The sequence below is a fragment of the Kluyvera sp. STS39-E genome (genome assembly GCF_040932435.1).
Taxonomy (GTDB): Bacteria; Pseudomonadota; Gammaproteobacteria; order Enterobacterales; family Enterobacteriaceae; genus Kluyvera.
Map to the genome: position 1 here is coordinate 376,631 of NZ_JBFQGA010000005.1, position 23,775 is coordinate 400,405.

At 56.3% G+C, this 23,775-nt stretch carries 19 protein-coding genes; 12 read left to right on the plus strand and 7 right to left on the minus strand.

What is annotated here, in order from left to right; all coding sequences use genetic code 11:
* Positions 1-25: 25 nt before the first annotated feature.
* Entirely contained in the window at positions 26-1,531 is a 1,506-nt protein-coding gene (locus tag AB4K05_RS13485; protein WP_368480467.1) for an MDR family MFS transporter, read from the plus strand.
* Positions 1,532-1,644: 113 nt separating this feature from the next.
* Here AB4K05_RS13485 and AB4K05_RS13490 read toward each other — a convergent pair whose 3' ends face one another.
* Complete coding sequence (locus tag AB4K05_RS13490) at positions 1,645-2,061, minus strand: GNAT family N-acetyltransferase (RefSeq protein ID WP_368480468.1); 417 nt, start codon at positions 2,059-2,061, stop codon at positions 1,645-1,647.
* 191 nt (positions 2,062-2,252) lie between these two features.
* Between AB4K05_RS13490 and AB4K05_RS13495 the strand changes: the two genes are divergently transcribed.
* The 8 genes from AB4K05_RS13495 to AB4K05_RS13530 all read left to right on the plus strand — a co-directional run bounded on the left by AB4K05_RS13495 (position 2,253) and on the right by AB4K05_RS13530 (position 13,422).
* The gene (locus tag AB4K05_RS13495) at positions 2,253-2,822 is read left to right on the plus strand and encodes a TetR/AcrR family transcriptional regulator (RefSeq protein ID WP_368480469.1); all 570 of its coding nucleotides are present in this window, start codon (positions 2,253-2,255) and stop codon (positions 2,820-2,822) included.
* 133 nt (positions 2,823-2,955) lie between these two features.
* A complete protein-coding gene (locus AB4K05_RS13500; RefSeq protein ID WP_368480470.1) occupies positions 2,956-4,077 on the plus strand; it encodes an efflux RND transporter periplasmic adaptor subunit in 1,122 nt (373 codons plus the stop codon).
* A complete protein-coding gene (locus AB4K05_RS13505) occupies positions 4,077-7,181 on the plus strand; it encodes an efflux RND transporter permease subunit (protein WP_368480471.1) in 3,105 nt (1,034 codons plus the stop codon). The genes AB4K05_RS13500 and AB4K05_RS13505 overlap by 1 nt, the downstream gene beginning before the upstream one ends.
* Positions 7,182-7,184: 3 nt before the next feature.
* Positions 7,185-8,546 carry an efflux transporter outer membrane subunit gene (locus tag AB4K05_RS13510; protein WP_368480472.1) on the plus strand — a complete coding sequence of 454 codons (1,362 nt, stop codon included), beginning with the start codon at positions 7,185-7,187 and terminating at the stop codon, positions 8,544-8,546.
* 183 nt (positions 8,547-8,729) lie between these two features.
* Positions 8,730-9,893 (plus strand): multidrug effflux MFS transporter, encoded by a 1,164-nt coding sequence (locus tag AB4K05_RS13515; protein WP_368480473.1) that lies wholly within the window; start codon positions 8,730-8,732, stop codon positions 9,891-9,893.
* A 161-nt stretch (positions 9,894-10,054) separates the two neighbouring features.
* A complete protein-coding gene (murQ, locus tag AB4K05_RS13520) occupies positions 10,055-10,954 on the plus strand; it encodes an N-acetylmuramic acid 6-phosphate etherase (RefSeq protein WP_368480474.1) in 900 nt (299 codons plus the stop codon).
* Between the two features lie 22 nt (positions 10,955-10,976).
* Complete coding sequence (gene murP / locus AB4K05_RS13525; RefSeq protein WP_368480475.1) at positions 10,977-12,428, plus strand: PTS N-acetylmuramic acid transporter subunit IIBC; 1,452 nt, start codon at positions 10,977-10,979, stop codon at positions 12,426-12,428.
* A gap of 91 nt (positions 12,429-12,519) precedes the next feature.
* Positions 12,520-13,422, plus strand: coding sequence for an EamA family transporter (locus AB4K05_RS13530; protein ID WP_368480476.1), 903 nt, complete (start codon positions 12,520-12,522; stop codon positions 13,420-13,422).
* 40 nt (positions 13,423-13,462) lie between these two features.
* Here the strand turns inward: AB4K05_RS13530 and AB4K05_RS13535 are convergent, their stop codons facing one another.
* Positions 13,463-14,401, minus strand: coding sequence for an Rpn family recombination-promoting nuclease/putative transposase (locus AB4K05_RS13535; protein ID WP_368480477.1), 939 nt, complete (start codon positions 14,399-14,401; stop codon positions 13,463-13,465).
* A gap of 210 nt (positions 14,402-14,611) precedes the next feature.
* Here AB4K05_RS13535 and AB4K05_RS13540 point away from each other — a divergent pair, with 210 nt between their 5' ends.
* Positions 14,612-14,905: a YicS family protein gene (locus tag AB4K05_RS13540; RefSeq protein WP_368480570.1), complete on the plus strand. Its 294-nt coding sequence runs from the start codon at positions 14,612-14,614 to the stop codon at positions 14,903-14,905.
* Between the two features lie 1,089 nt (positions 14,906-15,994).
* Positions 15,995-17,383, plus strand: coding sequence for a carbohydrate porin (locus tag AB4K05_RS13545; RefSeq protein WP_368480478.1), 1,389 nt, complete (start codon positions 15,995-15,997; stop codon positions 17,381-17,383).
* A gap of 271 nt (positions 17,384-17,654) precedes the next feature.
* Here the strand turns inward: AB4K05_RS13545 and phnV are convergent, their stop codons facing one another.
* The 5 genes from phnV to phnR form a co-directional block, all read right to left on the minus strand.
* Entirely contained in the window at positions 17,655-18,452 is a 798-nt protein-coding gene (gene phnV / locus AB4K05_RS13550) for a 2-aminoethylphosphonate ABC transport system, membrane component PhnV (RefSeq protein WP_368480479.1), read from the minus strand.
* A gap of 2 nt (positions 18,453-18,454) precedes the next feature.
* Positions 18,455-19,315, minus strand: coding sequence for a 2-aminoethylphosphonate ABC transporter permease subunit (gene phnU, locus AB4K05_RS13555; protein WP_368480480.1), 861 nt, complete (start codon positions 19,313-19,315; stop codon positions 18,455-18,457).
* 2 nt (positions 19,316-19,317) lie between these two features.
* A complete protein-coding gene (gene phnT, locus AB4K05_RS13560) occupies positions 19,318-20,427 on the minus strand; it encodes a 2-aminoethylphosphonate ABC transport system ATP-binding subunit PhnT (protein ID WP_368480481.1) in 1,110 nt (369 codons plus the stop codon).
* Positions 20,428-20,432: 5 nt separating this feature from the next.
* On the minus strand, positions 20,433-21,446 hold the full coding sequence (phnS, locus tag AB4K05_RS13565) for a 2-aminoethylphosphonate ABC transporter substrate-binding protein (protein WP_368480482.1): 1,014 nt from the start codon (positions 21,444-21,446) through the stop codon (positions 20,433-20,435).
* A gap of 355 nt (positions 21,447-21,801) precedes the next feature.
* The gene (phnR, locus tag AB4K05_RS13570; RefSeq protein ID WP_035895042.1) at positions 21,802-22,521 is read right to left on the minus strand and encodes a phosphonate utilization transcriptional regulator PhnR; all 720 of its coding nucleotides are present in this window, start codon (positions 22,519-22,521) and stop codon (positions 21,802-21,804) included.
* A 141-nt stretch (positions 22,522-22,662) separates the two neighbouring features.
* Here phnR and phnW point away from each other — a divergent pair, with 141 nt between their 5' ends.
* A complete protein-coding gene (phnW, locus tag AB4K05_RS13575; RefSeq protein ID WP_368480483.1) occupies positions 22,663-23,766 on the plus strand; it encodes a 2-aminoethylphosphonate--pyruvate transaminase in 1,104 nt (367 codons plus the stop codon).
* Positions 23,767-23,775 lie beyond the last annotated feature (9 nt).

The window sequence follows — 23,775 nt, forward strand, 5'->3', positions numbered from 1 at the left end:
TTAATTAATTTCAAGTGAGAACACAATGGCGTCCGAAATTTCGACGACCGCGCAACCCGCAGGCGTGACCTCAATCCGCCTGCTGTTCAGCGCACTGCTGCTGGTGATGCTGCTCTCGGCGCTCGACCAGACTATCGTCTCGACCGCGCTGCCGACCATTGTCGGCGAGCTGGGCGGCCTCGACAAGCTTTCATGGGTGGTGACGGCCTATATCCTCACCTCGACCATCGTGGTGCCGCTATACGGCAAATTTGGCGATCTGTTTGGCCGCAAGCGGGTGCTGCAAATCGCCATTATCCTCTTCCTTGTCGGCTCCGCGCTGTGTGGGCTGGCGCAAAACATGACCCAGTTGGTGCTGATGCGTGCGCTGCAGGGGCTTGGCGGCGGTGGCCTGATGGTCATCAGCATGGCGGCCGTGGCGGACGTCATTCCGCCCGCCGATCGTGGCCGTTATCAAGGGCTGTTCGGCGCGGTGTTTGGCTTAGCGACGGTGATTGGGCCGCTTATCGGCGGATTTATTGTCCAGCACGCCTCGTGGCGCTGGATTTTCTACATCAACCTGCCGCTGGGGCTGTTTGCGCTGTTCGTTATCGGCGCGGTATTCCACTCCAGCAACAAGCGCAGCCAGCATGAGATTGACTGGCTTGGCGCGCTGTATCTGACGATGGCGCTGGTCTGCATCATCCTATTCACCACCGAAGGCGGCACGGTACGCGAGTGGAGCGACCCGCAGCTATGGTGCATTCTGGCCTTCGGTCTGATTGGGATTGCCGGGTTTATCTATGAAGAGCGGCTGGCGTGGGAGCCGATTATCCCGCTATCGCTGTTCCGTAACCGCAGCTTCCTGCTGTGCAGCCTGATTGGCTTTATCATCGGCATGTCGCTGTTTGGCTCTGTGACCTTCCTGCCGCTCTATTTGCAGGTGGTGAAAAACGCCACGCCGACTCAGGCGGGGCTACAGCTGATACCGCTAATGGGCGGCCTGCTGCTGACCTCAATTGCCAGCGGTCGGGCTATTAGCCGTACCGGCAAATATCGTATCTACCCGATTGTCGGCACCCTGCTGGGCTTTATCGGTATGCTGCTGCTGACGCGGATAACCATCGATTCGCCAACCTGGCAGCTGTATCTGTTTACCGGCGTGCTAGGCATGGGACTGGGGATGGTTATGCAGGTGCTGGTGCTGGCGGTGCAGAACACGGTGAGCGCTAACCTCTACGGCGTGGCGACATCCGGGGTGACGCTATTCCGCTCGATTGGCGGTTCTATTGGTGTGGCGCTGTTTGGCGCGGTGTTTACGTCAGTCCTGCAATCTCGCCTGACCAGCCTGCTTCCGGAGGGGGCGGGCATTCCCAAAGGAATGAACCCGGTGGCTATCCACCAGCTTCCCGAGGCGATTCGCGCCGATTATCTCACCGCATTCGGCTCGGCGATTCACGCGGCATTTATGATGGCGGCGGCGATTATGGTGCTGGCGTTTGTGCTTTCATGGCTGCTGAAGGAAGCGCCGCTGAAAACGCGGCACGAGTGAAATATGCCTTGCCGGATGTCGCTGCGCTTATCCGGCCTACAAAACGGAGCAGCCCGGATAAGGCGCACAAAACGGAGTAGGCCGGATAAGGCGTAGCCGCCATCCGGCACCCCTCACAGCATTTTCGTAAGATAATGGCGCGCCATGCCCGCCTGCGGAAAATTCTCTAGCGTATTCACCAACTGATATCCCTGTTTTTGATAAAACGGCAGCGCCTGAAAACTGATGGTATCCACCAGCGCATGCAGGCAACCTTTCTCCCGTGCAACCGCCTCCGCACGGTTGATAAGCGCGCTGCCAACGCCATCGCCGCGCACAGTTTCACACACCCAAAGATAGTCGATGCTCAACCAATCGCCCTTACGCTGCCCAATAAGGCCGCCGCGCATCGTCCCTTGAGAATCGCGCAGGTAAACGCAGATATCGCCCCATTCGCTGGCGTCGATAAACTGGCGGTTATAGGCCCGCAGTCCGGTGAGTAATTCGGCTTTGTCATCTTCAGTTATTATATCTTTAATTAATAGTTCCAACTTATCCCGCCTTATTTCGTGCTATCGACAGCTTAATTTCACAGAAAATCCTTATTTCCTCCACTATTTTCTGCGAGAACAAGCGGCGGTAGAAATATTCCAGATAATGCTTTTCATTGACGATTGAAAACGTATAATTGACGAAAAATGAGAACGATCATTCTCATCATCTAAAACGGCGGAGATAAGCAATGAGCAGCAAACTGGAAGCCCGGCAAAAAGCCCGCCGGGATGACATTCTTAACGCCGCGCGCCGTTGTTTTCTCCAGCGCGGTTTTCATGCTGCCAGCATGTCGCAGATCGCCGCCGAAGCAAAGCTGAGCGTGGGACAAATCTACCGTGAATTCAGCAATAAAGACGCCATAATCGAAGAGATGATCCGCCGCGTTATCGATCTGCGAATCGCCGGAATGGAAGGCAAGACGCAGACCCACCTGATGCCGCATATGCTGGCGTGGCGCATGACGCTGAACGAAGAAGACGACGCGCTGATGCTGGAAATGTCTGCCGAAGCCAGCCGCAACCCGCAGGTTGCCACTTGGCTTAAAGAGGCCGATGAACGCATGTTCAACAACGCCTGCGACCACCTGCGTAAAACCTACCCGCAGCTGAGTGAAACGCGCGTTCGCTGCTGTGTTGAAGTGATGGCGGTGATGGTAGAAGGCACCATTTATCGTCGTCAGGTACCTCAACACGTTGCGTCAGAAGAGATGGAAAATATCTATCAGGACATTATTAATATGCTTGTAACTGCAAAATAATTAATACCGCTTAAACACCAGGGGAATATTTTCCCCCTTTTGCCGTTTCCGACTTTCCGGAAGCATGGGCCTGCTTACCCTTAAAATCCTCGCGTTAATTGGCGAGGAGGACTTTGTTCACCCCGAGAAAAATATGAAATACATCACAACCACCATCGCTGCATTATTTCTCCTAAGCGGATGCGATAATGCCCCCACTGACGCTTCGCAGCGTCCCGCGCAGGAAGTTGGCGTCGTGACATTAAAGAGCCAGCCCGTGTCCATCGTCAGCGACTTGACCGGTCGAACCGCCGCCGCCATGAGCGCAGAGGTGCGCCCGCAGGTCACCGGAATTATTCAGAAGCGACTTTTTACCGAAGGCGATAACGTTAAGGCCGGACAGCCGCTGTATCAAATAGAGCCAGATAGCTTCCGCGCGACCTACAACGAAGCCGCTGCCGCGCTGAAACAGTCCCAGGCGCTGGTCGCCGCAGACTGTGCGAAGTCCCAGCGTTACGCGCAGTTAGTCAAAGAGAACGGAGTTTCCCGTCAGGATGCCGACGATGCGGCCTCAACCTGCGCGCAGGATAAGGCCAGCGTGGAGTCGAAAAATGCCGCGCTGGAAAGCGCACGCATCAACCTGAACTGGACCACCATTACCGCACCGATTGCCGGGCGTATCGGGATTTCCTCGGTGACGCCGGGGGCGTTGGTTTCCGCTGAGCAAACCACCGCGCTAGCGACCATTCGCGGGCTAGACACCATGTACGTTGATCTCACCCGTACCAGCGTTGATCTGCTCCGTCTGCGCAAGCAGTCGTTGGCCACCAATAGCGACACCATGAACGTGGCGCTAACGCTTGAAGATGGTTCAACCTACGCTGAAAAAGGTCGCCTAGCGCTGACCGAAGTGGCAGTGGATGAGTCCACCGGCTCCGTCACCCTACGCGCGGTCTTCCCCAACCCGAAACAGCAGTTGCTGCCGGGAATGTTCGTTCGCGCCAAAGTGGACGAGGGCATCATGAACGATGCCATTCTCGCCCCGCAGCAGGGCGTCACCCGCGATGCCAAAGGAACCGCCACCGCCCTGGTTATCGGTGCTGACAGCAAAGTCGAGCAGCGCGAACTGGAAACCGGTGAAACCTACGGCGACAAATGGCTGGTATTAAAAGGCCTGCAGGCCGGCGATAAATTGATTGTCGAAGGCTCGGCAAAAGTGATGGTTGGGCAGCAGGTTAACCCCGTTGAAGTGAAAAGCAACGGAGGGAAAGCCTGATGTTTTCCAGCTTCTTCGTGCGACGCCCGGTCTTCGCTTGGGTTATCGCCATTCTGATCATGCTGGCTGGGATGCTGGCCATCAAAACGCTACCGGTGGCGCAGTATCCTGACGTCGCGCCGCCGTCAATTAAGATTTCCGCAACCTATACCGGGGCATCGGCCCAAACGCTGGAAAACAGCGTCACCCAGGTGATTGAACAGCAGTTAACCGGGCTGGATAACCTGCTCTACTTCACCTCCACAAGCAGCTCCGATGGTTCGGTCAGCATTAACGTGACCTTTGAACAGGGTACCGATCCGGATACCGCACAGGTGCAGGTGCAAAACAAGGTCCAGCAGGCGGAGTCTCGTTTGCCAAGCGAAGTTCAGCAGGCGGGGGTTACCGTCGTCAAATCCCAGAGCAACTTCCTGCTCATCATGGGGGTTTACGATACCACCGATAAAGCCAGCAGCTCGGATATCGCCGACTGGCTGGTGAGTAACATGCAGGATCCGATGGCCCGTATTGATGGCGTCGGCAGTCTGCAGGTGTTTGGCGCGGAATATGCGATGCGCATCTGGATGGACCCGGCGAAGCTGGCCTCTTACTCGCTGATGCCGTCCGACGTGCAGACCGCGATTGAAGCGCAGAACGTGCAGGTCTCTGCGGGTAAAATTGGTGCGCTGCCGTCACCCGACACTCAGCAACTTACCGCCACCGTCCGCGCGCAATCACGCCTACAGACGGTTGATCAGTTCAAAGACATTATCGTAAAAAGCCAGTCGAACGGTGCCGTGGTACGCATTGGCGATGTTGCCCGCGTGGAGATGGGCAGTGAAGATTACACCGCCGTCGCCAAACTGAACGGTCACCCGGCGGCCGGGATGGCGGTGATGCTGGCCCCGGGCGCGAACGCGCTGAGCACCGCAACGCTGGTCAAAGATAAAATCAACGAATACAAGCGCAACATGCCTCAGGGCTATGATGTTGCGTATCCAAAAGACAGCACCGAGTTTATTAAAATCTCCGTTGAGGACGTGGTTCAAACGCTGTTTGAAGCCATTATCCTCGTGGTGTGCGTGATGTATCTGTTCTTGCAAAACATCCGCGCCACCCTGATCCCCGCACTGGCGGTGCCCGTGGTGCTGCTCGGCACTTTTGGCATCCTGGCGCTGTTTGGTTACTCCATCAACACCTTAACGCTATTTGCGATGGTGCTCGCCATCGGGCTTCTGGTGGATGACGCCATCGTGGTGGTGGAAAACGTCGAACGTATCATGCGCGATGAGGGGCTACCCGCCCGCGAAGCCACTGAAAAATCGATGGGCGAAATCTCCGGCGCACTGGTTGCCATTGCGCTGGTGCTGTCAGCGGTGTTCTTGCCAATGGCGTTCTTCGGCGGCTCTACCGGCGTTATTTATCGCCAGTTCTCGGTCACCATTATTTCGGCCATGATGCTGTCGGTGGTGGTGGCGCTAACCCTAACGCCCGCGCTGTGTGGTTCGATTCTCAGCCATACGCCACCGCATAAGAAAGGCTTCTTCGGCGCGTTTAACCGCATTTATGCAACCAGCGAGCGCAAATACAAACACAAGGTTCTCAACACGCTCAGCCGCTCTGGGCTGGTGATGGTGATCTATTTGGCTATCTGCGGCGGCATGGCGCTGGCGATGTGGAAACTGCCCGGTAGCTTCTTGCCGGTCGAGGATCAGGGCGAAATCATGGTCCAGTACACTCTGCCTGCCGGGGCGACTAACTCGCGCACCGCGGAAGTCAGTCAGCAGGTGACCAACTGGTTCCTTAATAACGAGAAAGACAATACCAACGTTATCTTCACCGTGAACGGCTTTAGTTTTAGCGGCAGCGGCCAGAACGCCGGGATGGCGTTTGTGTCGCTGAAAAACTGGTCTGAACGTAAGGGCGAGGAAAACACTGCCCAGGCCATTGCCCTGCGTGCCACCAAAGAACTGGGGGCGATTCGCGATGCCACGCTGTTTGCCATGACGCCGCCATCGGTGGATGGGTTGGGCCAGAGTAACGGCTTTACCTTCGAACTGCTGGCCAGCGGCGGCACCGATCGCGCCGAGTTGATGAAAATGCGCGATCAGCTTATTGCGAAGGCCAACCAAGACGCCACGCTGCACGCGGTGCGTGCCAACGATATGCCGCAAACACCACAGCTGCAGGTGGATATCGACAACGGCAAGGCGGTCTCGCTGGGGCTGTCGCTAAGCGATGTTACCGCCACGCTGTCCAGCGCGTGGGGCGGCACCTACGTGAATGACTTTATCGACCGTGGACGCGTGAAGAAGGTTTATATCCAAGGCGATAGCGATTCCCGCTCGGCGCCGTCCGACCTCGGCAAATGGTTCGTGCGCGGAAGCGACGACAGCATGACGCCGTTCTCCGCTTTCGCCACCACCCGCTGGGAATATGGCCCGGAAAGTCTGGTGCGTTACAACGGTTCTGCCGCCTATGAGATACAGGGGGAAAACGCCACCGGCGCCAGCTCCGGTACCGCGATGACCACCATGGAAACCCTCGCCAACAATCTGCCCGCAGGTTCTACCTGGGCATGGAGCGGCCTGTCGTTGCAGGAAAAACTGGCCAGCGGTCAGGCCATGAGCCTCTACGCCATCTCGATTCTGGTGGTGTTCTTGTGCCTAGCGGCGCTGTATGAGAGCTGGTCGGTACCGATCTCCGTCATCATGGTTATCCCGCTCGGCCTGCTGGGCGCGGCACTGGCAGCGTGGATGCGAGGCCTGAGTAATGACGTCTATTTCCAAGTGGCACTGTTGACCACCATTGGGCTGTCGTCGAAGAACGCCATCTTGATTGTCGAGTTCGCTGAAGCCTCCGTGGCCGAAGGCTATTCGCTCTCCCGTGCTGCGCTGCGGGCAGCGCAAACCCGTCTGCGTCCGATCATCATGACCTCGTTGGCGTTCGTCGCCGGGGTTACGCCGCTAGCGATTGCTACCGGTGCAGGTGCAAACAGCCGTATCGCCATTGGTACTGGGATTATCGGCGGTACGCTCACCGCAACGCTGCTGGCGATTTTCTTCGTTCCACTATTTTTTGTACTGGTGAAGCATCTGTTCGCCGGTAAACGCCGTCAGGGGTAAGTTATGTTTCGTCTTTCTGTTTTATTTATTGCATTCCTCGGCGTTGGCTGTGTCTCACTTGATCCCAACTATCAGCGCCCCGATGCGCCAGTTCCAGCATCATTGCCGGGTACACAGGGGCAGGCAAGCGTCGTTATCGGCGATTGGCAGCAGGTGGTGAACGATGCTCGACTAAACAAAGTGGTCAGCATGGCGCTGAACAGCAACCGCGATGTGCAAAAGGCGATTGCCGATATCGACGCCGCTCGAGCGCAGTTTGGTGAAACCCGCGCATCGCTTTTACCAGCGGTTGATGCAGAACTCACCGGCAGCCGTAGCCGCACGCTGGCTAACGGCGTCGCCACGACCGCCCAGGCTGACGGCGCGGTTTCCAGCTTCGAGTTGGATCTGTTCGGACGTAATCAGAGCCTTTCCCGCGCCGCGAGGGAGACCTGGCTTGCCAGCGAATACACCGCGCAGAATACGCGCCTGACGATGATTGCCGAACTCTCTACCGCATGGATTACTTTGGCTGCGGATAACAGCAATCTGGCGCTGGCGCAGCAGACCATGACCAGCGCCGCCGACTCGCTGAAGATAGTCAAACGCCAGCAGCAGATTGGCACCGCCGCCGCAACCGACGTCAGTTCGGCCATGAGCGTCTATCAGCAGGCGCGCGCCAGCGTTGCCAGCAATCAGACGTTAGTGATGCAGGATAAAAACGCCATCAACTTGCTGGCAGGGCAAACCGTCCCGGATGCTCTGCTGCCGGGCACGCTGGAAAGCCTGAGCAATAACACCATCACGCTGGTTCCGGCAGGGGTCTCGTCATCGGTACTGCTCAAGCGGCCGGATATTCAGGAGGCCGAGCATAACCTGTTGAGCGCCAACGCCAATATTGGCGCCGCGCGGGCCAATTTCTTCCCCAGCATTTCCCTCACCGCCAGTGCAGGCGTTGGCAGCGACTCGCTGTCATCGCTATTCAGTCACGGTATGAGCGTCTGGTCGTTTGCGCCGTCGATTTCTTTGCCGCTGTTTACCGGCGGCAGCAATTTGGCGCATCTCCGCTATGCACAGGCCGAGAAGCAAGGGCTGATTGCGACCTACGAGAAAACCATTCAGAGCGCGTTTAAAGATGTCGCCGATGCGCTTGCGCGGCGTCAGACGCTGGATGAGCAGCTTGATGCCCAGCGCCAGTATGTGGCGGCGGAGCAGCAGACGTTGGACATTGCGATGAAGCGCTATCAGGCCGGAGTTGGGGATTACCTGACCGCACTGACTGCACAGCGCACCCTGTGGTCGGCACAGCAAACGCTGATTGCACTCCAGCAGACCGAGTTGAATAACCGCATTACCCTTTGGCAGTCGCTGGGCGGCGGGGCGTAGGCCGGATAAGGCGTTTCGCCACCATCCGGAAATGTGCCCGCAATGCCTGATGGCGCTGCGCTTATCAGGCCTACAGACGGTGCAGTTTTTTCCCCTAACCCTCTCCCTCCAAGGAGAGGGCCGGGGTGAGGGTGTAACCACACCGCGCCCTTCATTGATTATGAAATATAAAAAGGAGCATTCATGCCGCGCATCTCCCCTTCCTGGGTCGTGGTTCTGGGCCTGCTAACCGCGATTGGCCCACTGTGTACCGACTTTTATCTCCCGGCGCTGCCGGAAATCACCGAGCAGCTTCGCGCGACCGGCACGCAAACCCAGCTATCGCTGACCGCCGCGATGATTGGCCTCGGCCTCGGCCAGCTGTTTTTCGGCCCGCTCAGCGACCGTATTGGCCGCCGCAAGCCTCTGGCACTATCGCTGCTACTGTTTATCTTCTCATCTGCCATGTGTGCCATCACCCACGATATTCATATGCTAATTGCCTGGCGCTTTTTGCAGGGCTTCGCCGGAGCAGGTGGCTCGGTGCTCTCACGCTCCATCGCCCGTGACCGCTATCAGGGCACACTGCTCACCCAGTTCTTCGCGCTGCTGATGACCGTCAACGGCATCGCGCCGGTTATCTCACCGGTGCTCGGCGGCTACATCATTACCGCCTTCGACTGGCGCATTCTTTTCTGGGTGATGGCCGGGATCGGTGTGCTATTGCTGGTTTTAAGCCTCGTCGTGCTGCATGAAACCCTGCCGACAAAAAGCGCCAACGCTCCGGAACAGCCTGTGGGTACGCCGGTACTGAAGAACCGCCGCTTTATGCGCTACTGCCTGATTCAGGCCTTTATGATGGCCGGGCTGTTCTCCTACATCGGATCATCATCCTTCGTGATTCAAAGCGAATACGGCATGAGTGCGATGCAGTTCAGCCTGCTGTTCGGCTTAAACGGTATCGGGTTGATTATCGCCGCGCTGATCTTCTCCAAACTGGCGCGCCGCGTCGCCGCTGAAACCCTGCTGCGCCGAGGCCTGCTGCTGGCGGTAGCCTGCGCGGCAGTGACCGTGCTGCTTACCGCTCTGCACCTCGCCATTCCTGCGCTGGTTGGCCTGTTCTTTACCGTCTCGTTTATGAGCGGTATCAGTACCGTCTCCGGCTCAGAAGCGATGAGTGCCGTCAGCCATCAACAATCGGGGACGGCTTCGGCGCTGATGGGGACGCTGATGTTCGTCTGTGGCGGCATTGCCGCACCGCTAGCCGGATTGGGCGGCGAAACCATGCTGAAAATGAGCCTCGCGATGGTTATTTCCTATTCTATCGCCCTGTTTTTCGGCCTTAAGAAATCCCACACCGCGCAGTAAAAATACCGTGGTAATAAAATATTCCAATTCTATTACCACCACTTACCCCGCCATTCCTACAAAATAGCGATTACCCTTGCGTACTAATCGTGATAACCTTCACATGAAAGGAATAAATAATTCCTTATACTGCCCGCCACTGTGAATGATGAGGTTTTCCGATGAGTATCGACCTGAGCAAGCTGCTGACCGAACGACGTAACGCTAACAGCACCAATATTGACACCCTGTCCACCGAAGAGATGCTGACGGTGATTAACAAGGAAGATCAGCTGGTTGCTCACGCAATCACGCCATATATCCCGCAGATTGCGCAGTTGGTTGACGCGGTCGCGGCAGCCTTCCAGAAAGGCGGTCGCCTGATTTACAGCGGCGCGGGCACCTCCGGGCGCCTGGGAATTCTGGATGCCAGCGAATGCCCTCCGACCTTCGGCACGCGCCCGGAACAAGTGGTTGGCCTGATTGCGGGCGGCCATAAAGCCATCCTCAGCGCGGTTGAAAACTCGGAAGATAACGTCGCCCAGGGCGCGGAAGACCTGAAAGCGCTGAACTTTACGGCCAACGATATCCTAGTGGGTATCGCCGCCAGCGGACGTACACCGTACGTGCTGGGCGCGATGGACTACGCCAAACAGCTCGGCGCTCTGGTCGCCATCGTGAGCTGCAACCCGCAGGGTGAAATGGCGCAGCGCGCCGATATCGCCATCACCCCAGCGGTCGGCCCGGAAGTGGTTACTGGTTCAACCCGTCTAAAGGCTGGGACCGCGCAGAAGCTGGTGTTGAACATGATTACCACTGGGGCGATGATCAAAAGCGGTAAGGTTTACAGCAATTTGATGGTCGACGTGGAAGCCACCAACGCCAAGTTGATTGAACGCCAAGTCTCCATCGTGATGGAAGCAACAGAATGTGACCGCAGCACCGCGCAAACTGCGCTCAACGCCTGCGGCAGCCACTGCAAAACCGCCATTGTTATGGTGCTGGCGAACCTCAGCGCTGAAGAAGCCAAAACGCTGCTGGCGGATAATCAGGGTTTCATCCGCCAAGCGTTACAAAAATAATCCGTCAAACAGGTAGAGTGAAATGGCAAAAATAAATAAAGAGATGATAGCGCGCCTCCTCGCTCTGGTTGGCGGGGCACCAAACGTGGTACAGGCAGGGAACTGTATGACTCGCCTGCGCCTGACGTTACGCAGTGAAGAACATGCCGACGTTGCCGCCATCCGCCAGGTTGAAGGCGTCATGGGCGTGGTGGTTAGCAACGAGCAGTTCCAGATAATCCTTGGGCCAGGCAAAGCGCAAACCGCTGCTGAACTCATGAATCAGCTGCTGGAAGATGCGCCGATGGTGTCCGAAGAAGCGGTGCCTAACGCCTCTTTGGCGGATATCGCCAGCGCGAAAAAACAGGAGCTGAAGGGCAAGCAGACCGGCAGCGTGCAGAAGTTTTTGGCGAAGTTCGCCACCATCTTCACGCCGCTGATCCCCGGTTTTATCGCCGTCGGCCTGCTGTTAGGTTTTGCAACGCTTGCTGAGCAGCTGTTCGTGCTGGAAAACGCGCACCCTAACGCCACGCTGGTCGATGTCATCAGCTATATGAAAGTGTTCAGTAAGGGCATGTTTACCTTCCTGAGTATTCTTATTGGCTATAACACTCAGAAGGCCTTTGGCGGTTCCGGCGTTAACGGGGCGATTATCGCAGCCCTGTTTATTCTGGGCTATGACCCGCACGCGACGGTCGGTTTCTACTCCGGGATCACCGACTTCTTTGGTCACGGTATCGATCCGCGCGGCAATATTATCGGTGTGCTGATTGCCGCAATCCTCGGCGCATGGGTAGAAAAACAGGTTCGCCGCATCATGCCGGCTAACCTCGATATGATCCTCACCTCGGCGGTCACGCTGCTGATTATGGGTGCCATCACCTTCGTGGTGATTATGCCTATCGGCGGCTACCTGTTTACCGGCATGTCTTGGCTGTTCCTGCATCTGAACGGCAACCCATTTGGCTCTGCGGTGCTGGCTGGGCTGTTCTTGCTCGCGGTAATGTTTGGTGTCCATCAGGGCTTTGTCCCGGTCTATTTCGCGCTGATGGAAGCGCAGGGATTCAACTCGCTGTTCACCATTTTGGCGATGGCGGGAGCGGGCCAAGTTGGGGCCGCGCTGGCTCTCTACTACCGCGCAAAACAGGGTTCTCTGCTGCGCACGCAGATTAAAGGGGCCATCATTCCCGGTCTACTGGGCGTCGGTGAACCACTGATTTACGGCGTCACCCTGCCGCGCATGAAACCGTTCATCACCGCCTGTCTTGGCGGCGCCTGCGGCGGTTTCTTCATCGGTCTGGTAGCCTGGATGGGCCTCCCCGTCGGGTTAAATACGGTCTTTGGTCCTTCTGGCCTAGTGGCAATTCCGCTGATGACCTCCGCAAACGGCATCTACGCCGGGATGGCGGTCTACGTGGCGGGGCTTGCGGTCGCCTACCTCTTCGGCTTCCTGCTGACCTGGCTGTTCGGCAGCAAAAACGTCGATTTAAGTTAACCCTTTTGCCCCCGGCGCACCGCTGGGGGCAAGCCTTTCGCCATGCTATGATGCCTGCCAAAATAAAATCATATGACAGGGTAGAGGCAAAATGGGCACCACCAGAAAAGGGATGCTAAACGTACTGATCGCTGCAATATTGTGGGGAAGTTCAGGCGTTTGCGCGCAGTACATTATGGAAAACAGTCAGATGCAGTCGCCTTTTCTGACTATGATTCGCCTGCTCTCCGGTGGTTTTATCCTGCTGACTTTTTCCTTCCTGCACGGCGACGGTATTTTCCGCATTCTGAAAAACCGTAAAGATATTGCCAGCCTGCTGCTGTTCTCGCTGGTCGGCGCGATGACGGTGCAGCTCACCTTCCTGATGGCGATTGAAAAATCGAACGCGGCCACGGCAACCGTTTTACAGTTCCTGTCGCCGACCATCATCGTGGCTTGGTTCGCTCTTGTGCGTAAAGCGCGGCCGGGGGCGTTTGTCTGTGCCGCCATCGGTACCTCGCTCGTCGGCACCTTCCTGCTGGTCACCCACGGCGACCCAACCTCGCTGTCTATCTCTGCTGCCGCGCTGTTCTGGGGCATTGCCTCAGCGTTTGCCGCGGCGTTCTACACCACCTATCCATCAACGCTAATTGCCCGCTACGGCACGCTGCCTATCGTGGGTTGGAGCATGCTGCTGGGCGGTGCGATGCTGCTGCCGTTTTACGCGGGCAAGGGCGCAGAGGTGGTCATTACCGGCAATTTACTGCTGGCCTTTTTATACCTGGTGGTGATTGGCACATCCCTCACCTTCAGCCTGTATCTCAAGGGAGCACAGATGATTGGCGGGCCGAAAGCGAGCATCCTCAGCTGCGCTGAGCCGCTGAGCAGCGCATTTCTTTCGCTGCTGTTGCTCGGCATCAGCTTCACCCTGCCGGACTGGCTGGGCACGTTACTGATCCTCTCTTCGGTGGTGCTGATTTCACTGGACTCACGGCGCCGGACGAGAACGGCGTAATGCACGGTGGCCCGATAACGTGCTGCTATCGGGCGCCATTTCAGTGGTGCATTGACGCCAACTCTTCAGCAGAAAGACCGGTTATTAACTGCACCATGCTGCTATCAATACCGTTTTCAAACATCATTCGGGCGATACGCAGCGCCTCTTCATGCTTACCTTGTTGTAGTCCTTGTTGTAGACCACGCTGAACGCCAGCCTGCATTCCTTCCCAATGCCCTTCTTCCCTTAACCTATCTGCAATGGTCATCAACCTCTCCTTTTGTTCCGGTGAACGTCTGATTGCCGCCTGTAAAAATTCGTGAAAACGAACCGCATCACCAGACCGCAGCAGATAATTAAACAGCGCTTTCAACTGACTGTCATTAGCGCATCCGCTCATCAGCAGATGAGAAATGTTTTCCACAAGCCCGAGCAGATCGCGCTGGCGAATATGCTTTTGAATCAGTTCCAACAGCGCGACCCGGTGGTGCTGCATGATTTCATCATCAGGCACCACCGTAATATCCACCAGCGGGAATGCTGCTGCGTAAAGCTGGCGAGCGGTGACACCATCAGCAAACTCATCCAGCCAGCACAGCGAAAAGGGATAAGGACTTTGCATGCCATGGTAGAACAGCATCGGGATCACCAGCGGCAACTTTTTATGCCCTGCGTCCAGATGGCGCTGCATAGCGGCCAATGCATAGCGCATTAAGCGAAATGCCATATGCGCATCCGCAGTGCTTTGATGCTCAATCACCACATAGATATAACCTTCGCCATCTGCTGTATTGAGCGACCACAACACGTCTGAATAACGAGCACGTAGGTCACTTTCAATGAAGCTACCTGACTCCAGTTTTAACGTCTGCAGGTCACAAATCGTCTTGAGTGATGCAGGCAGGTGGATAGAGAGAAAATCCCTCGCCGTATCTGGATGACCCAAAAACTGTTTAAAGACCGCGTCATGCGGCGTAGATGTTGTGCGTGTTCCCATGGTCGTCCGTCATCCTGAAAGCCGATGCCAGAACTGTACTCGCCAGATAAACGGTGGACAGCCTGTAATTTTCAGCTTCACGAGCCGCTACCAGAGATATCGTCGCACGCTGGCAACATGTTCATTTTAATGGAAACCGTTACGCAAAATGACGCACACAGCAATACGGCTTATAGTTAACTCATCGCATTGACCATAAGGATATCCATGATGAAAAAAATGACGCTTGCCGCTTCGCTGGTTGCCAGCTTGATGCTACCGGCCATCGCCGTGGCCGCACCGCTGGAAGGGCTAAAGTTTGAGCAACAAAAACAGCAGGTGGTGAAGGACGTGAAGATGAATTGCCCGGCCACTAGCGGGCTATCTGATACCCAGTTTGCCAACCGAGTGCTGGAGTCTGCGGAGAATAAAACCGCGGTGCAGAGCGCTACGCGAGCACTCGAGAAGAACGATAAAGCAGGCTATCAGCAGGCGATAAAGCGCATCCACTGCCCAGCCCAATAATCCATCAATCCATGGCCGGATAAGGCAATGCCATCATCCGGCCTCGTTCATTAAAAAGTGTGCCAAACGGTCAGAACAAATCAATAAAATGTTGATTATTAAACGAATCTAACACCACGCAAGCTATCACCACCCCCCGATTTATCTACGACTCCACTGACCGCTGCGGGTCGTAAACCCATTCCCTTCTTGGTGCCAACCCGGTGGTGATTTGCTTTGCGTCGCTTCCTAAGCGCTACAAATTGTGTGAGCTAGGACAAAATAATTAGACCCATAAGCAGGAGAAATTGATGGGTATCACACTTCTACTTTTTATGAATAGAAACCGGTTTCAGTTTCATATCAAATTAAACTCGCAACAAGTATTTACATTTAGAAGAGGGTCGTCGATGTACAAGATTATGCAATGCAGTGCTATTACGTCGATATGTCAGCCCGCCCTTTCTCTGACATCGTAAATAACACCGGCACCGTTCAACATTTTCTGAACGGCGAACTGGACATGAGGATTGCTCATTATAGGAATTATTTTTAGATTGATTTCTGTCGCTATGAACTTACCGTTTCAGCGCAACGAAAAACAGTTACGAACGAAAATGAAAATGCAGAAATCAAAAATAGTCGCACCATTATCTGAGGCCAAAATTTAAGACTAATAAATTATCAATTACGCAGTGAAATATATTTCTGACCCTTTTTGAATAATGACTCTAACGAGTCGTTAGGCCTTGTTACGGTTGGATGAGAAGACGCGCCAATGGCTATCACCATTAACGCTCATCAGTCACGCCTTATGCAAATTGGCATGATGCTGGCGCAGCCGCATCAAACCATGACATGAGATATTACGCACACTCTGAATCACTTGATTTTCTCTTTACTCACGCTTGAGTTATCTAAAGAGATTATCCGTATTGATAATGCACTTATATTTATTTTATCTGGCTATGGAGACATTCATTACGATAATTATTTAACAGTACCCTACGAAACAAAAATAAAATCAGCTTGTTTTGGTGATGTTCATGCATTCTCACCGGAACGGGATGGTTATTGTCTGAAAATATAATAAATTAATTTGAGATAACCATGAAAACTGTAAAAAAACTTCCATTAGCCATGGCGGTTGTGGCCGCGCTTTGCCCGCTTTCTTCAGCCCTGGCACAAGAATTTACTCAGGAACAAATCGACGCCATCGTATCGAAGGCCGTCGATAAAGCACTGGCCGATCGCCAAGCCAAAATGGACGCTGCGGCGGCCAAGAAGGTGGATCTGCAAACCAACCCACAAACCGCCGCGCAGACACCGGATATGGCGGTTCCTTTCGGTCTGAAGTTCAGCGGCTACGCACGCTACGGCGCACACTTCCAGGCTGGCGATCAGAAATACGTCGGCGTGGACGGTTCCTATAACGGTGCCTCGGCGATTGGTCGTCTGGGTAACGAAGGTAACGGCGGTGAATTCCAGTTAACTAAAGCCTTTAAGAGTGAGAAAGGCGCGATCTGGGATATCAACGTCATGTTCGACCACTGGAGTGACGAAGTTAACCTGAAAAAAGCCTACGTCGGCGTGACCAACGTGCTGGAGTCGAATCCTAACGCCTACATTTGGGCGGGCCGTGACTTCCACCAGCGTCCACAACAAGGCATCAACGACTACTTCTGGATGAACCACGATGGTCAGGGCGCCGGGGTGAAAAACTTTGATATCGGCGGCGTACAGTTCGATGTGGCAACGGTATCGCAGGTGAAATCCTGTAGCCCAGAAGTGATGGCCGATGAATCTAACCCATCGCGCATCACCTGTACCGGCAGCTCCGATACCGGGGATGACGGCCATTACGCGTTAACCACCAAAACCCACAACATCAAGGCTGGCCCAATCGACGTTGAGGTATACGCCAACTACGGCTTTGATTCCAAAGCCGTGGATAATGACGAGCAGCTTGATGCATGGCAGGGCGGCCTGCTATTGAGCCACACCAACGGCGACGGCAGCGGTGTGAATAAAGTCATCCTGCGCTACTCCGATAATGCAGATAACAGCGTCTACAACAAAACGGATGGCCTGACCGCTATCTACGCCAGCTTTGAAGGTAACTATAAGTTTACCCAGCAGGCGCAGGTCGAATACCTGCTGGCCTTCCACGACTATGACAACAGCAAAGACAACACCGACAACCGTAAAAACTACGGTGCGATCGTGCGCCCAATGTACTTCTGGAACGATGTTCACTCCACTTGGCTGGAAGCGGGCTACCAGCGCGTAGATTACTCGCAGGGCGGAGATAACCACGGCTGGAAGCTGACGCTGTCGCAGAACATCGCAATTGGTATGGGGCCAGAGTTCCGTCCAATGCTGCGCTTCTACGTGACCGGTGGTCAGGTTGATAACAAGCGTACGGCGAAGGTGAACGGGACGCAGGACGAGCAGTTGGATTCGCTGAACGTCGGCGGGATGTTTGAAGCGTGGTTCTAAGTTAGCGTGATACCCCCTCTCTCCCTTTTTACGGGGAGGGTTGGGGTGAGGGTTTGACTTTCGAGCCAACATACACCCCTCACTCTCACCTTCTCCCTAAAGGGGGATAGGGGGACCTTCTTTGGTTATGTGCCCTCTTTTTCCCCTCACCCTAACCCTCTCCCCAAAGGGGCGAGGGGACCGTTTTGTGCAGGATTTTCCTGCCGAGCTAATCAGCGGCACTAATGTGCTCCCTCTCCCTTTTTAAGGGAGAGGGCTGGGGTGAGGGTTTTTATTTCTGCCCCAACCGCCTCGCCACGCGCTCCAGCTTCATCATCAACAGCAGCGTCATCGCCACCAGCACGATGGTCAGCGCCGCGCCGTCAGCGATATTGCCGCGATCGGTCAGGCTAAAAATAGCCACCGGCAGCGTGGTCCAGCCCGGCGGATAAATCATCATCGTCGCGCCCAACTCCCCCATCGATAGCGACAGACTCAACGCCAGCGCCGAGACCATCCACGGCATCAGCAGCGGCAGCGTGACGTGGCGCAGGCGATACCACGGCGATGCGCCAAGACTTGAAGCGACGTTTTCAATATCCGCAGAAACCCGCGCCAGCCCGGTGGAAACGTTACTAAAGGTGAACGCGGAGATCAGCACAAAGTGCGCCACCAGCACAATCCACAGCGTGCCGTTCATCTGCAAGGGCCCCTGACTGAAGGCCACCAGAATGCCAAGCCCGACGGAGACCGAAGGAATAGCACTCGGCAAATAGAACAGCATACTCAGTCCCTTTTGCACCTTGCCGCCGTACTGGCGCAGCGCCAGCGCCGCCCAGACGCCGCATAGCAGCGCAAACAGGCTGGCGCAAAAACCGATAATCAGGCTGGCGAGTAGCGCATCCCACGCCGCACCGCGAAAAGCATTCACAAAGTGGTTCAACGTGAAGCCGCTCGGGAGAATGCCGTTCCACTGCTGGCTCAGACTGGACATTAAAATTACCGCCAGCGGCAGGAAAAAGAAGACGCTGGCAAGCGCGGTAGCCACCACGCCTGCTGCGACGCGCCCTTTGCGCGACCAAATCAACATGGTTAACCCCTTACCCCCGTGCGCGCGGCCGCTAGGCGATAGAGCGAGAATAGCCCCAGCGACAGCACAATGTTAATCAACGCAATCATACAGGCGACGCTGTAGTCAGACTCCAGAATCGCTTTGCTATAAACCATCATCGGCAGTGTATTGACCCCTTTCGCGCCGATAAACAGCACGATGCCGAATTCATTGGTGGTCAGCAGCAGACACAGGCTGCCACCCGCCATCAGCGCCGGTAGCGCCGCCGGGAAAATCACCTGCGCAATCACCCGCAGCGGGTGCGCGCCGAGAATACTGGCCGCCTCAAGCTGGCTTTTATCAATCTGGCGCAGCGCCGCCATCAGCGGGCGCATCACCAGCGGCGTGAAGACGGTGATCTCCGCCAAAATCACTCCCTGCATCGAATAGAGGAAATCGACCGGCGGCAGGTCGAAGGCGAACAGATGCATCAGCGTGCCGTTGAGCAGCCCCGCCGAGCCATAAATAAAGGTGAAGGCCAAGGTAATCAGAAACGTGGGCAGCGCGATAAAGGTATCCACCACCCGGCCAATCAGTTCGCTGCCGGGAAACGGGATAAACACCAGAATCAGCGACAGCACGCTGCCCAGTAGCAGGCAGCCTGCGGTGGCGGTCAGCGCAATTTGCAGGGTGTTCATCAGCGCGCTGACAAAGCGCCGGGATCCCACCACCTGCCAGAAGGTGTCCATACCGACGTTGCCGTTAGCGTCGCGCAGCGCCTGCTCCACGATAAGCGACAGGGGCCAGAAGAACAGCGTGGTCAGCACCAGCAGCGGCAGCAGCAGCCACAGCAGTGGGCGCAGGTTGGGTAGCGGTTTGGTCTGGGTCAGAGAGAGCGACATCGTTATACCTCAATCAAAACCGCATCATCGGGTTCGAACCACAGCGCCAGCTTGTCGCCTGGCTTCGGCAGCGGGTCTACGTGCGTCAGCACAATACGCACCGCTTCGCCTGCCACATCGCACAGAAGATGGGTGAGATCCCCCTGCCAGTGCAGCGATTGCAGCGTGGCGTTAAAGCAGTTGCTGGCGGCGGAACGCGGTGTCAGGCTCAGGTGCTGCGGGCGAATGCACAGCAGCTTGTTATAGCCGTGATGGCTGCCTTGGCTGAAGGCGCGGATTACCGTGCCGCCGCAGCTCACGTCCACCAGCCCTGGCGCATCCGTGATGCCCAGCGCGGTGGCGGTGAGAATATTGGCGCGCCCTAAAAACTCGGCGGCAAAGCGATTCGGCGGATGACGGTACAGCGCGCGGGTTTCGCCGTGGGCGATCATCGAGCCGTCCTTCATGATGCCGATTTTATCCGCCAGGGTGAGCGCTTCCGTCTGGTCGTGGGTAACGTAGAGAATGGTGAGTTCCGGCAGTTCGCGGTGCAGACGGGCGATTTCTTCCACCATGTTGTGGCGAATCTGCGCGTCCAGCGCCGAAAGCGGTTCGTCCAACAGCAGCACCCGCGGACGCACGGCAATGGCGCGGGCAATCGCCACGCGCTGCTGTTGGCCGCCGGAAAGCTGATGCGGATAGCGGGTGGCATAGTCGCTCATGCCGACCGTTTTCAGCGCCTGGGTCACGCGTTCATTAATCAGCGCCTTGGGCTGCTTTTGTGCCCGCAGGCCGAAGGCGACGTTATCTTCCACCTTCATATGCGGGAACAGCGCGTAGTTCTGCACCACCATCGCCAGCCCGCGCTTGTAAGGCGGAAGCTGGGTCACATCCGTATCGCCGATGAGAATGCGACCGCCCGCAGGCTGGACAAAACCCGCCACCGCGCGCAACACCGTGGTTTTTCCGGAGCCGGAAGGGCCTATCAGCGCCAACACTTCGCCGGGTTCAATCGTCAAAGAGAGCGGTTTAAGCACCACGTTACCGTGGTACGCAACGCGCAGCGAGTCGAGGACTATCCCCGAGGTCCCCTGCATGGCAGGGGCCGGAACAGCGGTCGTTTTCATCAGCATCAGGTTTACTCGCTATCGGTCACTTTATGCCAGCGGGAGATGTCTGCCGACAGCGAGACGGCAACGTCATCCCAGTTTGGCTGCCAGCTCTGCACGCCCGCCATCGCGGCGGTAGCTGCTTTGTAGTGATCGTCACTCGGCGTCACGTCGCTACGCACCGGCATGCCCCAAGAGAGCGCGCTGACGCTGGTTTGCGCCTCTTTACTCAGCAGGAAGTTAATCAGCTTCTTGCCATTTTCACTCTCCGGCGCGCCCTGGACTAAGCCAACCACGTACGGGATAGCCAGCGCGCTGCGCTCGCCTTTGTCGTTGGCTGGCCAGAAGATTTTCACGTTCGGGTTACGTTCCATCTGCGCGAGGTTCATCTGCAGGTCGCCGTTGGCCACATACAGTTCGCCTTTATTGACCAGCGCGGTCAGTTTGCCGGTGGAAGCAGATGGCCCGACGTTGTTGGCCTGTAGCTTACCGAGGTAATCAAACCCGGCATCTTTGCTGCCGAAGCTGTGGAAAGCTTGCAGCATCACCGCCGTGCCGTCAGCGGCCTGGCCTGGAGTGGAATACTGCAGTTTGTTTTTGAACTGGCCGTCGAGCAGGCTCTGCCAGGTGGCCGGGGCGGTTTTCAGCGCCTTGCCGTTGTAGATAAAGCTCAGGTAGTTCTTCACCAGCGGCGAGTAGAAGTCGTTTGAGTCAGGAATCACGGTGGCGGCATCAGTTTTAAAGCTCGCCAACAGTTTTTCAGATGCGGCACGCTGAATGAACGGCGGTGCGGTCACCAGCACGTCGGCCTGCGGGTTGGTGCGCTCTTTCGCCAGGCGCTCAACCACCACGCCGCCGCCGCCTTCAACGTAGCGTACGGTAATGCCGGTCGCTTTGGTGAACGCGTCGAACTGCGCCTGATACCAGCTGTTGTCGCCATCGTGCAGCCCATCGATGGAGTAAACCGTGACCACCGATTCCGCCCATGACGGGGCGCTGGCGAGGGCGAAAACAGACAGCAGAGCAAGTCGGGAAAGTTTCATCGTATTAGCCTCATAGCGTGCGTTTTGTGTCTCTGGCCTATACCAGATTTGCTTTTTACGCTAAACGGCTTTTGTGACAATACGATGAAGGATTTGTTGAATGCCGGATGGCGCTGCGCTTATCCGGCCTACAGGACGGTGCAATTTGCATGGCGGCGCGATATGTAGGCTGGATAAGGCGCGCAGCGACGCCATCCGGCAAACAGGGCAGTACAATTTGTACGAGCGGTGCGATTTGTAGGCCGGATAAGGCGCATCGCGCCGCCATCCGGCAAACAGGGCAGTACAATTTGTATGAGCGGTGCGATTTGTAGGCCGGATAAGGCGCGCAGCGACGCCATCCGGCAAACGGCGGCTAGTGGGTATCCACCTCAATACGCAGGCTATCGTGACGCCAGTATTCGATATCCAGATCGAGCACGCGCCCGTGCTGATCGTAGTTTAGACGGCGCAGCAGCAGCGCCGGGCGCCCTTCCATCACCCCCAGCGCCTGCGCGGCCTGCGCGGGCATAGCGGTCGGATAGAACGACAGGTGCATGCTGGTATAGACAAGGTTGTAGTGCGATTCGTACACCTCGGTCAGGCTGCCGTTGAGATCGTACTGCAACAGTTCCGGTACGCGGGCAGGCAGACAGTGGTTTTCGCTGTAGCAGACCGCGCGACCGTCGGCGTAGCGCAGGCGGGTCAGCAGGTAGATCTGGTCAAACGGCTGGAGCTGCAACGGCTCCATAGCCTCTACCGGCACGGTGGTCAGCACGCCGCTTAACAGCGCGGTTTTCGGCTCACGGCCCTGCTCGCGGCACAGCTTGTGGAAGTTGGTGTTCTGGGTCGGGTCCAGCCACAGGCGTTCCGGCGTGACAAACCAGCCGCGACGATCAGCGCGCCAGATAAGCCCGCTGGCCTCCAGCTGCGCTAGGCTTTCGCGAATGGTAATACGCGTGGTGTTGAAGATAGCGCAAAGTTCCCGCTCAGAAGGCAGCTTATCGCCGCTTTTCAGCGCACCGCTTTGTATACGCGCCTGAAGCTGCGCCTTGATCAACAGGTACTGTGGGACATCGCCCGGAATCGCTTTCATAGTCACTCGCTGTCACTTTTCTCTGCCGCCATTATACAGACACAGATGAATTTTTTGTTGCAGAGCCATTTTCCCTTTGACCCTTTGCCGAAAAGATCGTCATGATAAAGGCAAATCTGGTATAGACCAAAGGTAAATAACATGACTTCGCGTAACTATCTGCTGCTGACCCCTGGCCCACTGACCACCTCTCGCACCGTGAAAGAAGCGATGCTGTTCGATAGCTGCACCTGGGACGATGATTACAATATCGGCGTGGTGGAATCTATCCGCCAGCAGCTGACCGCACTGGCGACGGCCGCTGAAGGTTACACCTCTGTGCTTCTGCAAGGCAGCGGCAGTTACGCCGTGGAAGCGGTGCTGGGTAGCGCGCTCGGCAAGCAGGATAAGGTGCTGATTGTCAGCAACGGCGCTTACGGTGCCCGTATGGTGGAGATGGCGGGAATGATGGATATCGCTCATCACGCCTATGACTGCGGCGAAGTTTCCCGCCCGGACGTGCAGGCGATCGCAGAGATCCTCAAAGCCGACTCGGCGATCACCCATATCGCGATGGTACATAGCGAAACCACCACCGGGATGCTCAACCCGATTGACGAGGTTGGCGCGCTAGCCCGTCAGTACGGCAAAACCTACATTGTGGATGCGATGAGCAGCTTCGGCGGCATTCCGATGGACATTGCCGAGCTGAATATCGATTTTCTGATTAGCTCCGCCAACAAATGCATTCAGGGCGTACCGGGCTTTGCCTTCGTGATTGCCCGCGCGGACAAACTCGCCGCGTGCAAAGGCCGCTCCCGCTCGCTGTCGCTGGATCTCTACGCCCAGTGGCGCTGCATGGAAGATAACCACGGCAAATGGCGCTTCACCTCGCCAACCCACACCGTGCTGGCGTTTGCTCAGGCGCTGAAAGAGCTGGCGGAAGAAGGCGGCGTGGCGGCACGTTATCAGCGCTATCAGCAAAACCAGCGCAACCTAGTCGCCGGTATGCGGGAACTGGGCTTTACCACCCTGCTGGACGATGCGCTGCATTCGCCGATCATCACCGCGTTCTATTCACCCGAAAATCCGCAGTATCGCTTTAAAGAATTTTATAGCCGCCTAAAAGATCAGGGGTTTGTTATCTATCCGGGCAAAGTGTCGCAAAGCGACTGCTTCCGCATCGGCAACATTGGTGAGGTGTACGACGCCGATATCGCCGCCCTGCTCACCGCCATTCGCAATGCGATGTACTGGACAAAATAAGGAGCCATC

Excerpts from the sequence above, each read along its gene's own strand:
- AB4K05_RS13485 (WP_368480467.1), top strand. The coding sequence starts at position 26 with ATGGCGTCCGAAATTTCGACGACCGCGCAACCCGCAGGCGTGACCTCA.
- AB4K05_RS13495 (WP_368480469.1), top strand. The coding sequence starts at position 2,253 with ATGAGCAGCAAACTGGAAGCCCGGCAAAAAGCCCGCCGGGATGACATT.
- AB4K05_RS13500 (WP_368480470.1), top strand. The coding sequence starts at position 2,956 with ATGAAATACATCACAACCACCATCGCTGCATTATTTCTCCTAAGCGGA.
- AB4K05_RS13505 (WP_368480471.1), top strand. The coding sequence starts at position 4,077 with ATGTTTTCCAGCTTCTTCGTGCGACGCCCGGTCTTCGCTTGGGTTATC.
- AB4K05_RS13510 (WP_368480472.1), top strand. The coding sequence starts at position 7,185 with ATGTTTCGTCTTTCTGTTTTATTTATTGCATTCCTCGGCGTTGGCTGT.
- AB4K05_RS13515 (WP_368480473.1), top strand. The coding sequence starts at position 8,730 with ATGCCGCGCATCTCCCCTTCCTGGGTCGTGGTTCTGGGCCTGCTAACC.
- murQ (WP_368480474.1), top strand. The coding sequence starts at position 10,055 with ATGAGTATCGACCTGAGCAAGCTGCTGACCGAACGACGTAACGCTAAC.
- murP (WP_368480475.1), top strand. The coding sequence starts at position 10,977 with ATGGCAAAAATAAATAAAGAGATGATAGCGCGCCTCCTCGCTCTGGTT.
- AB4K05_RS13530 (WP_368480476.1), top strand. The coding sequence starts at position 12,520 with ATGGGCACCACCAGAAAAGGGATGCTAAACGTACTGATCGCTGCAATA.
- AB4K05_RS13535 (WP_368480477.1), bottom strand. The coding sequence starts at position 14,401 with ATGGGAACACGCACAACATCTACGCCGCATGACGCGGTCTTTAAACAG.
- AB4K05_RS13540 (WP_368480570.1), top strand. The coding sequence starts at position 14,612 with ATGAAAAAAATGACGCTTGCCGCTTCGCTGGTTGCCAGCTTGATGCTA.
- AB4K05_RS13545 (WP_368480478.1), top strand. The coding sequence starts at position 15,995 with ATGAAAACTGTAAAAAAACTTCCATTAGCCATGGCGGTTGTGGCCGCG.
- phnV (WP_368480479.1), bottom strand. The coding sequence starts at position 18,452 with ATGTTGATTTGGTCGCGCAAAGGGCGCGTCGCAGCAGGCGTGGTGGCT.
- phnU (WP_368480480.1), bottom strand. The coding sequence starts at position 19,315 with ATGTCGCTCTCTCTGACCCAGACCAAACCGCTACCCAACCTGCGCCCA.
- phnT (WP_368480481.1), bottom strand. The coding sequence starts at position 20,427 with ATGCTGATGAAAACGACCGCTGTTCCGGCCCCTGCCATGCAGGGGACC.
- phnS (WP_368480482.1), bottom strand. The coding sequence starts at position 21,446 with ATGAAACTTTCCCGACTTGCTCTGCTGTCTGTTTTCGCCCTCGCCAGC.
- phnR (WP_035895042.1), bottom strand. The coding sequence starts at position 22,521 with ATGAAAGCGATTCCGGGCGATGTCCCACAGTACCTGTTGATCAAGGCG.
- phnW (WP_368480483.1), top strand. The coding sequence starts at position 22,663 with ATGACTTCGCGTAACTATCTGCTGCTGACCCCTGGCCCACTGACCACC.